We start from the raw sequence: 8,381 nt of genomic DNA, 5'->3' as shown, positions 1-8,381 counted from the left end.
TGAATCCTGGTCGTTAAAGTGTTTGTTTGCACTCATATTTTAACTGTTAGGACTCAGGTTTTTTTATTTAAAGCAAACTATGGGACAGCAGTGGCGCCTAGGCGCTCTTTTTATCGGTCTAATACTGTTAATTAGTAATCAAAGCTAAAGTGTTCAGCAGCTAATGACGTCATAGTTTTTGAAGGATTGACCATTGCTTCAGCATGACCTTGAGTGCGCGGTAATAAACGTTCGAAGTAGAAGTCAGCGACTTTAATTTTCGCTTTATAGAATTCAGCAGATTCTTTGCCATCACCAGAAGCCAGTTTTTCTGAAGCCACAGCCGCTTGTTGTGCCCAGAAATACGCCATCATCACATAGCCAGAGAACATTAAGAAATCGACAGAAGCTGAAGATACCACGTCACGGTCTTTACGTGCTGCCAGCATAATGCGAACAGTTAAGGCATTCCACTGTGCGCATACTTTGGTTAAGTCCCAACAAAAACTACATATAGTTGTTATGTGCATATTTTTCTCTAAATTAAAGTTTAATTTTTATATATCTATGTGAGTTTTTAAATAAATATAAAAATATTTTTAATTTATGGGTTTTTTTTAATTTATTTAAGAGGTTTTTAGTTGTTTTTTCTGATGTAAGTTAATGATATAAATGATGATACAAAAAAATGGTTATATGGGATTTTGTTAATTTATTTTGGTGTTTTATAATTACAATTGTTCTTATTTTTTCTTAATAGGGGGGGTGTTTTCGGTGGCTATGGTTTAAGTAGAAAATTTTATTATTGAGTTGATCTTTTAAAATTTTTTAAATTTCACATACCTAATAATTATGAAAATTATATAGATGGATTTTATACTATCGATGTTTCTACTTAATAAAGCTGAAAAGTTGAGGGAAAGTTATAGCACTAAGAAAAAACATAAGCTTAAAGTACAAGCTACTTTTTCAGACCTAAATACAATGAATACTGAACTTACGTATGTGCAGTGGTGAAGCCCATGACTTCAAGTGATTCCTAACTTGCCAATTCCATCTGGTAGCCTTGTTTAAGCTGATATAAGGCTATTTGATGTAGAAGTTTGATACCCAATAGCCTATGAGTCCTTCAACCATAAAAATTTTAAAAATCAGCATATTTCCTAAAAAAATTAAAATTTAAACTATTCATTTAGCATTATCATCTTCAAGGTAAAAGGTTTGAATATTAAATTTATAGGATTGAGTTGAAGAAATAAATTTATGTGGAGGTGTGTTTTTTATAATTTATTTTAATGAATTGTTTTAACACTTCTTATTGGGGGGATTTTGTTGATTGAAATATTTTTTTACAATTAAAAGTGTATACCAAGTTTCAGTCAATAAAAAATAAAACAATAAGATACTTTTAGTTTGTTTTTCTGTTGAGTCATTTGTTTTTTCTTGGTGGTTTATTAAATTTTTTTATGTGATTTAATGTTTTTAGATTAAATAAAAATTAAATTTTATTAAACCGAGAGTGTGGAAATAATATGGGTTAATAGGGATGGTTAAAGTCATGAGAATAGCAGCAATTAATATAGGATTATGTTTTCTGTGTTTTTTAAGTAATTCCTATGCAACGTCGGATGAATGGAGTACACGCTGGAAACCTTCTGCGAACCGTTCAACAGAACATTTAGTTCAGGCCAATTTAATTGAGCTCATGGATTCAGACTATTATGACGGGCTGGGAAAAACCACAATTTACAGTACATCGACTAGCTCCATTGGTACGGTCAACTCATCTACAAGTAACGTTAATGTTAATGGTGGAGACAACACCGTCGATATTTCTAGTGATGCTGTGAATGAGGCAGATGTTACTTCAACAACCAATCAAAATAATCAAGCCTGTCCTAATTTGAGCACCCAACCGGGAGCCTCACTATGCTGAATTTTCAAGTAAATAGAAGAGTAGTATCTTCGGTGAGTGTTGCGCTTGTGCTAAGCCAAGTTGTGACAGGTTGTACGGGATTAGCGTTGTCTAACAAGAAGCCTGTCACCTTAGTACAAGGTCCCCCAATTACAGATATTTTTACCCCTTTTGATATGGCTCTGTCTTGTCTAAAAGGACAGTTACGTAATGATGTTAATTTCTCTGTAGGCGCGATCTTAGACCAAACGGGTAAAGATGTGGTCACTAACGGAGGCAGCGGCAAAATGGTCACCCAAGGTGCAGGGGATATGGTGCAATCGGCATTGTTCCAAGCAGGTGTGAGTTTATTAAACCGTCGTGATCCCCGCATTATTGAAAGTGAGGCGAAGTGGGGGATTCGTGATCCGAGAAATATTCATGCTTCAGATTACTACGTCACTGGCAGTATCAATAGTTTAGATTTTATTCCAGGTGGTGGTTTTGATATGCAAATAGGCGGTGTTGGGCCAACCTATAGTCAAACCCGAATTATGGTTGGGCTCGATTTATCTCTCACTGATACCCGTAGCAGTAGAGTAGTCGCAAACGTCTCATTACAAAAGCAAATCGTTTCGCAAGATTATGGTATTAATGCGGGTCGATTTGCAGGGCATACCTTACTGAATATTCAAGTAGGCAAGGGTGAACGTGAAGCAACCAATTTTGCATTACGTCAGATGCTCAATTTGGCGACCTTTGAATTGTTAAGCCAAGTGATTCCACCCAATACATTTGAAAGTTGCCGTGCAGCCATTCCACCTGAATTTGGAACGCTGAATTTAACCCGCAGTTCAGTTGCACTCCACAAATATAAAGAAAACCAACAGCAAAACTATAGTGCAGGTTCAGAGATAGACAAAGCGTTGCTTGATACTCATTCAAAAAGCAGTGCACCTCTGAATGAAAAAAATAAATCAACGGATACACCGAGTAAAGATACACGACCTCCAAAACAGCGGGAATCGGATTTAATCAAAGATCCTGATGCGGAACCGGAGATGAGTAAACAAGATCTGATTAAATATATTAGTAAAAAGCAGGCCGTACCATCACAGCCTGTAGAGAAAGAAGATAAGAAAACAGATGAACCACCACAATTGCTTTGGAATGCAAATCCAGCGGTTACTGAAAATTATTGGTCAACAAGCAATCGTGATTAACCGAATTTCAAGAATAGGCTCGCTCCTATTACATAAAAAAATGAGTACTTAGCGAGGAGTACTTTAGAGTGAATAAGGAAATAATTATGAATAATACTATCAAAACAATCGCCTTATCTGTATCTGTAGCTTTCCTATCAAGTGCTGCGCTGGCTGGGGGAGGACATCATGTACAGGTGAATACAGGTTTACAAGACACTCTAGATTTACTAGCTCAAAATGCAACAAATGGAAGTGCCTTGAATCTTGCAATTAATACCAACAGTATCGATGCAACCGTAAATACTGCTGGTGGAATCAATAATTTAGGAGATATTGAAACCTCCGCAATTGGTGCCGTGAACACAGGTAATATCACGCTTGAACAAGGTAATGTGTATCAAGTGAGTTCTGGAGCATTTAGTGGAGAGTTTGAAGCTTCTTTGAATGCTTGGAAAGATGTGGGCGGTCATTATCATCAACAACTAGATTCAGGTGTTGAAGCTGCTGTTAGTGGATCTGTTGATACTGAATACTATCAAGAGTTGAATAGTACTTTGAGTAATTATGCTGCTGCAAATCTAGCATTTAACTCAGGTTCCGTTGATGCTTCTGTGAATACTAAAGGCTTTAAAAACACAATTGACAGCATCAAAACCTCAGCGATTGGTGCAGCGAACACAGGCAGTATTACTGTCACTGTAAAGTAAAATCATCCAACAACTTAGACAAAAAATCTAACTATCTGCCGATAGTTAGATTTTTTATTTGTGATGATTGTCATCCTATTTTATAAGGTACATGAATAGGATGATGCATTCAGTTCTTTAGCTTAGTAATCAAAGCTAAAGTGTTCAGCAGCCAATGACGTCATGGTTTTTGAAGGATTGACCATTGCTTCGGCATGACCTTGGGTACGTGGCAATAAACGTTCGAAATAGAAGTCAGCTACTTTAATTTTTGCTTTGTAGAATTCAGGTGTTTCTTGACCTTCACCTGATGCCAATTTAGCAGAAGCTACAGCCGCTTGTTGAGCCCAGAAGTAAGCCATCATTACATAGCCCGAGAACATCAAGAAATCGACAGATGCAGATGACACGATGTCACGGTCTTTACGAGCGGCCAGCATAATACGAACAGTTAAAGCATTCCATTGCGCGCAAAGCTTAGTTAAGTCCCAAGCAAAACGGCGCATGTATTTGTTGCGAGCATGTTGGCCACAGAATTTCAGAATTTCAGCAGTGTAATCACGAATGACTTTACCTTTAGAGGTCAGAAGTACTTTACGACCAATCAAGTCCAGTGCTTGAACACCTGTTGTGCCTTCATACAATGTCGCAATACGTGCATCACGTGCAATTTGCTCCATGCCCCATTCTTTAATGTAGCCATGCCCGCCATAGACTTGCATACCGTGGTTTGCCGCTTCCAAGCCCAATTCAGTTAAGAAGCCTTTTAAAATTGGGGTATAGAAACCTAAGTGATCATCATGTGCTTCAAATGCAGCAGTATCGCCACGCTCAAGCGCATCGGCCATTTTATCGGCAATTTGCGCTGCATAATAAATCATTGAGCGACCGCCTTCAGCAATCGCTTTTTGTGTTAGCAGCATACGGCGAACGTCAGCGTGATGAATAATAGCATCCGCCACTTTTTCAGGGTCTTTCTTGCCAGAAAGTGCACGCATCGACATACGTTCTTTGGCATATGGAAGTGCACCTTGGAAAGAAAGCTCAGCATGAGCAATACCTTGAATTGCTGTACCGATACGTGCGGTGTTCATGAAGGTGAACATGGCATGTAAACCTTTGTTTGGCTCACCAATCAAGTAACCGATAGCATTGTCAAAGTTCAGTACTGCGGTTGCAGAAGCACGAATCCCCATCTTATGTTCAATTGAACCACAGGTCACAGGGTTACGTTCACCAAGGCTACTGTCTGCATTGACCAAGAATTTAGGCACAATGAACAGTGAAATTCCTTTGGTACCTGCAGGTGCATCTGGAAGACGAGCAAGTACGATGTGAATGATATTCTCAGTTAAATCTTGTTCACCTGCAGAGATGAAGATTTTAGTGCCTGAGATGTTATAAGTGCCATCGGCATTTAATTCAGCTTTGGTCTTTACTTGACCTAAGTCGGTGCCACACTGAGGTTCAGTTAAACACATGGTACCAGACCATGTACCTGCCACTAAGTTCGGCATATACAGATTTTTCTGTTCGTCTGTACCAAACTGTAAAATGGTATTCATACAGCCGATGCTTAAACCTGGGTACATTTGGAAAGACCAGTTTGCTGTGCCCATCATTTCCGATTTAATCAGATTTAAAGATTGTGGCAGATTCTGACCGCCAAATTCTTCAGGAAAAGACAAACCTTGCCAGCCACCTTGGACAAACTGGTCGTAAGCTTCTTTGAAGCCTTTTGGTGTTTTCACTTCACCATTGTCGAAGGTACAACCTTCTTCATCGCCCGATTGGTTTAAAGGAGATAAAATATTTTCACAAAAATCTGCTGCGCCTTCTAAGATCATATCTACCGTATCAGCGTCGGCAGCTTCACCATTCGATAGGGTTTGATAATGTGCAGGATAATCCAGCACTTCATTCATTAAGAAGCGAATATCATGTAAGGGAGCTTTATATGCAGGCATGTGTGTAATCCTAATTTAGAAATAGTATTGGATTATTTAAATCGATCATTTCATTATTCATACATCGTATCAAAATACATTGATAGATCCGACTTGAGAAAATGTCAGAAAGGCGAATTGGTAGATAAAATCATCAATCTAAAAAGACAGTTCTGTTACACTGACTCGGTGGTCTTTTGATCATGTACTTTTTTAATAAACTATAATTAACTCAGGTTTTCAGCAAGTATTATGCGCTTAAAATATATAACACTTTGTTTATTGGGTTTGAGTATCAGTGGGTGTACTCAGCATGTCATTAAATCCAATGCCTCTTCAGATCAGCAGCTCGGGCAACAAGCCACGCATGGTCTTAATGCCATGTTTGAAAATGCCAGCTATGATTTTAAAGGTCAGTTCTCTATTCAATCTGACTTTAATTTTAATGAGTCCAAGCCAAATTCCAAGTCCAATGCTCAGTCAAATGGGACGAATTTAGATCCAGAGCTGAAAAAACAATTAGATCAGTTATTAAAAAATCAAAAGATTTCCTTTACCACCAAAGAAAAACAAGCCTTATATGATGCACTTGCGCGTGAACAAAATCCGTATGCATCGTTGTATGGCAGTGGAGAATCACGTTCTGCTAAGGTTCAAATCGCAGAGTCTTTGGTAAATTTACTCAATGACTTACAGTTTAGTTATCAAGGTTCTGTGCATTTCCGTCAAAAATTGGCAGCATTGACTTTGCAGTTAAGTTATCAAAAACCAACCCTACAAGTGCAAGTACAGTTGCCGATGGTGGTTGATTTTAATGATTATAAATTTTACACCAACTACTTTGCCTTTATGCCGTTTATGGTGAATCGTGAAAGTCAGGATCGCTTTGCCTACATTGACTTTTCTAAGCATAAAGAAGCATTCAGTAATATCGATTTTAAAAAATTTGCTGAATATTTGAAGCAGATGAATGCACTGCCATATGCTTTGGCAGAGCCAAATCAGGTGCATAGTGTTGATTTAAGCAAGTCAGAAAAAGAAGCAGGGCTAAGCAAGAAAATTCGCTATATGGGTGACTTAGAAACAGCACAAGTACAATTGGGCTTATTTGAATACGTCAATAAACTGCACTATACCCAGCAGATACAAGCTTTTGATGCTGAGAGTCTGATTGAGGATGCTGCAAAAACACCAAGCGCCGCGGAAGATGCAATGCAGGCAGCGAAAGAAGCAGAGATTGCTGCAAGTAGCGCAAGTGAAGACCCGGCCTATGATTCACTCGAACGTGTCAGTCATTTGGTGAACCAAAAAATGCAGAACTTGAGTGGTTATGGGCAGAGCGATGAACAAGACATTGTTGTAGATGCCGCTGCCGATGCTACGGTTGATGCAGCAGCAGATGTGGCTTATGCGCAGGCCGCGACAGAAGATGCTGATGAGACAGCAACTGAAGTGTCTGCTTCTGCAGCACCAAATACGCTATCTGAAGAAGCTTGCGATGCGCTCATCAACAGCAAGAACATTCCTATTGGTAAAGTGACCACATGCCGTGATTATCAAGATATTGATGTACTTGCACCTAAAATAACCAATGAATCTGTAGATGAAGAGACTTTTGGACAAGCAGCGACCAATGTTTTGGAAGAGCTGAAACCACTCTTTAGTGCGTATCAAACAGAGCAACTGGTAGACGCACAAAGCTTTAAACAACTTTGGCAAAAACATCAGGCTGAAATTACACCAATCATGGCACAGCTGGGTAGTGAGCGTTCACCGTTTGTGATGGATGTTGGACTGGACCAAAAAGGTCGTGCGCAAAACATGGATTACAACATTGTGATTAGCGATGAGCAAATTGGTAAGCTGCAAATTAAGAGCACCAATCAGGTGTTTAATTATGGCAGTGCGACCGCCATTGACCGTCAAGCTTTAAGAAATGCCAAATCGATTGAGGAAGTGTCTAAAGGTTCATTGCTGGAAAATGTAGTGAAAGGCATGCTGGGCCCGTTAGGTGCAGATTCATCAAGTGTAGAGAGCGCATCATCAAGCACAACAGAATTACCTAAGGCTATTTCAGATTATTACCAGCAGGCAGCGCAGCAAAGTTATGCACGTCATCATTCTGAAGTCAAAGCCTACCAAGCGGTATTTGCTTTGATGTTTGCCGCACAGCGTCCAGAGTATATTCGTTACTATAGCTCAGCGACCATCAATGAAATTTCAGAAGTGTATGCCTATGAGTTCATGGATGTTGCAGAGCCGAAGGGTGCAGCACTTAAACGTCTGACTCAGTTACGTCAAAAACATGCTTTACAACACAAACAAGACTTTGATGAGCTGGGTGAAAGTATCGCCAATATTGTTAATGATGCGTTGGAAAATGTACAAGAAAATCAGCATTGGAAGGATTTGGCGAAGAAATACAAAACCAAGCAAGCGGTCTTTGCTCAGGTCTATCAAGAAAAATTTACCGATACCTATGAGATTGACCAAGAGCAGAGCGCATATTTGACTCAGTCTGCACAAGTCTTTGCTAAAGCATTTGCAGATGACTTAAAAGGTCAATTGACAGAAAAATCGTTGCAAGGTTTGAAGCTTGAACATGACGACTTCTTTAGCGATTCGACCTATTACGAGACCTATAAAGCCGTACAGAAACACATGAACTAAT

Annotated in this window: 5 protein-coding genes and 1 pseudogene; 4 read left to right on the top strand and 2 right to left on the bottom strand. The window is 39.1% G+C overall.

Annotated elements, in window-relative coordinates; all coding sequences use genetic code 11:
• Positions 1–131 precede the first annotated feature (131 nt).
• Positions 132–479, bottom strand: a pseudogene (locus AXW61_RS04060) (acyl-CoA dehydrogenase C-terminal domain-containing protein); the annotation flags it as partial.
• A 1,058-nt stretch (positions 480–1,537) separates the two neighbouring features.
• Between AXW61_RS04060 and AXW61_RS04055 the strand changes: the two are divergent.
• The 3 genes from AXW61_RS04055 (at position 1,538) to AXW61_RS04045 (ending at position 3,785) form a co-directional block, all read left to right on the top strand.
• A complete protein-coding gene (locus AXW61_RS04055; RefSeq protein WP_062032604.1) occupies positions 1,538–1,915 on the top strand; it encodes a hypothetical protein in 378 nt (125 codons plus the stop codon).
• Complete coding sequence (locus AXW61_RS04050) at positions 1,909–3,096, top strand: CsgG/HfaB family protein (protein ID WP_062032589.1); 1,188 nt, start codon at positions 1,909–1,911, stop codon at positions 3,094–3,096. The genes AXW61_RS04055 and AXW61_RS04050 overlap by 7 nt, the downstream gene beginning before the upstream one ends.
• An 86-nt stretch (positions 3,097–3,182) precedes the next feature.
• Positions 3,183–3,785 carry a hypothetical protein gene (locus tag AXW61_RS04045; protein WP_062032585.1) on the top strand — a complete coding sequence of 201 codons (603 nt, stop codon included), beginning with the start codon at positions 3,183–3,185 and terminating at the stop codon, positions 3,783–3,785.
• 122 nt (positions 3,786–3,907) lie between these two features.
• Here the strand turns inward: AXW61_RS04045 and AXW61_RS04040 are convergent, their stop codons facing one another.
• Positions 3,908–5,731 carry an acyl-CoA dehydrogenase C-terminal domain-containing protein gene (locus AXW61_RS04040; RefSeq protein ID WP_062032583.1) on the bottom strand — a complete coding sequence of 608 codons (1,824 nt, stop codon included), beginning with the start codon at positions 5,729–5,731 and terminating at the stop codon, positions 3,908–3,910.
• Between the two features lie 231 nt (positions 5,732–5,962).
• On the opposite strand from AXW61_RS04040, the gene AXW61_RS04035 reads away from it, so the two are divergent.
• Positions 5,963–8,380, top strand: a complete 2,418-nt coding sequence (locus AXW61_RS04035; protein ID WP_062032578.1) for a hypothetical protein — start codon at positions 5,963–5,965, stop codon at positions 8,378–8,380.
• Position 8,381 lies beyond the last annotated feature (1 nt).

This window comes from Acinetobacter sp. BMW17, assembly GCF_001592855.1.
Lineage (GTDB): Bacteria > Pseudomonadota > Gammaproteobacteria > Pseudomonadales > Moraxellaceae > Acinetobacter > Acinetobacter johnsonii.
This window is presented reverse-complemented; position numbering and strand designations above follow the sequence as displayed.

Excerpts from the sequence above, each read along its gene's own strand:
- AXW61_RS04055 (WP_062032604.1), top strand. The coding sequence starts at position 1,538 with ATGAGAATAGCAGCAATTAATATAGGATTATGTTTTCTGTGTTTTTTA.
- AXW61_RS04050 (WP_062032589.1), top strand. The coding sequence starts at position 1,909 with ATGCTGAATTTTCAAGTAAATAGAAGAGTAGTATCTTCGGTGAGTGTT.
- AXW61_RS04045 (WP_062032585.1), top strand. The coding sequence starts at position 3,183 with ATGAATAATACTATCAAAACAATCGCCTTATCTGTATCTGTAGCTTTC.
- AXW61_RS04040 (WP_062032583.1), bottom strand. The coding sequence starts at position 5,731 with ATGCCTGCATATAAAGCTCCCTTACATGATATTCGCTTCTTAATGAAT.
- AXW61_RS04035 (WP_062032578.1), top strand. The coding sequence starts at position 5,963 with ATGCGCTTAAAATATATAACACTTTGTTTATTGGGTTTGAGTATCAGT.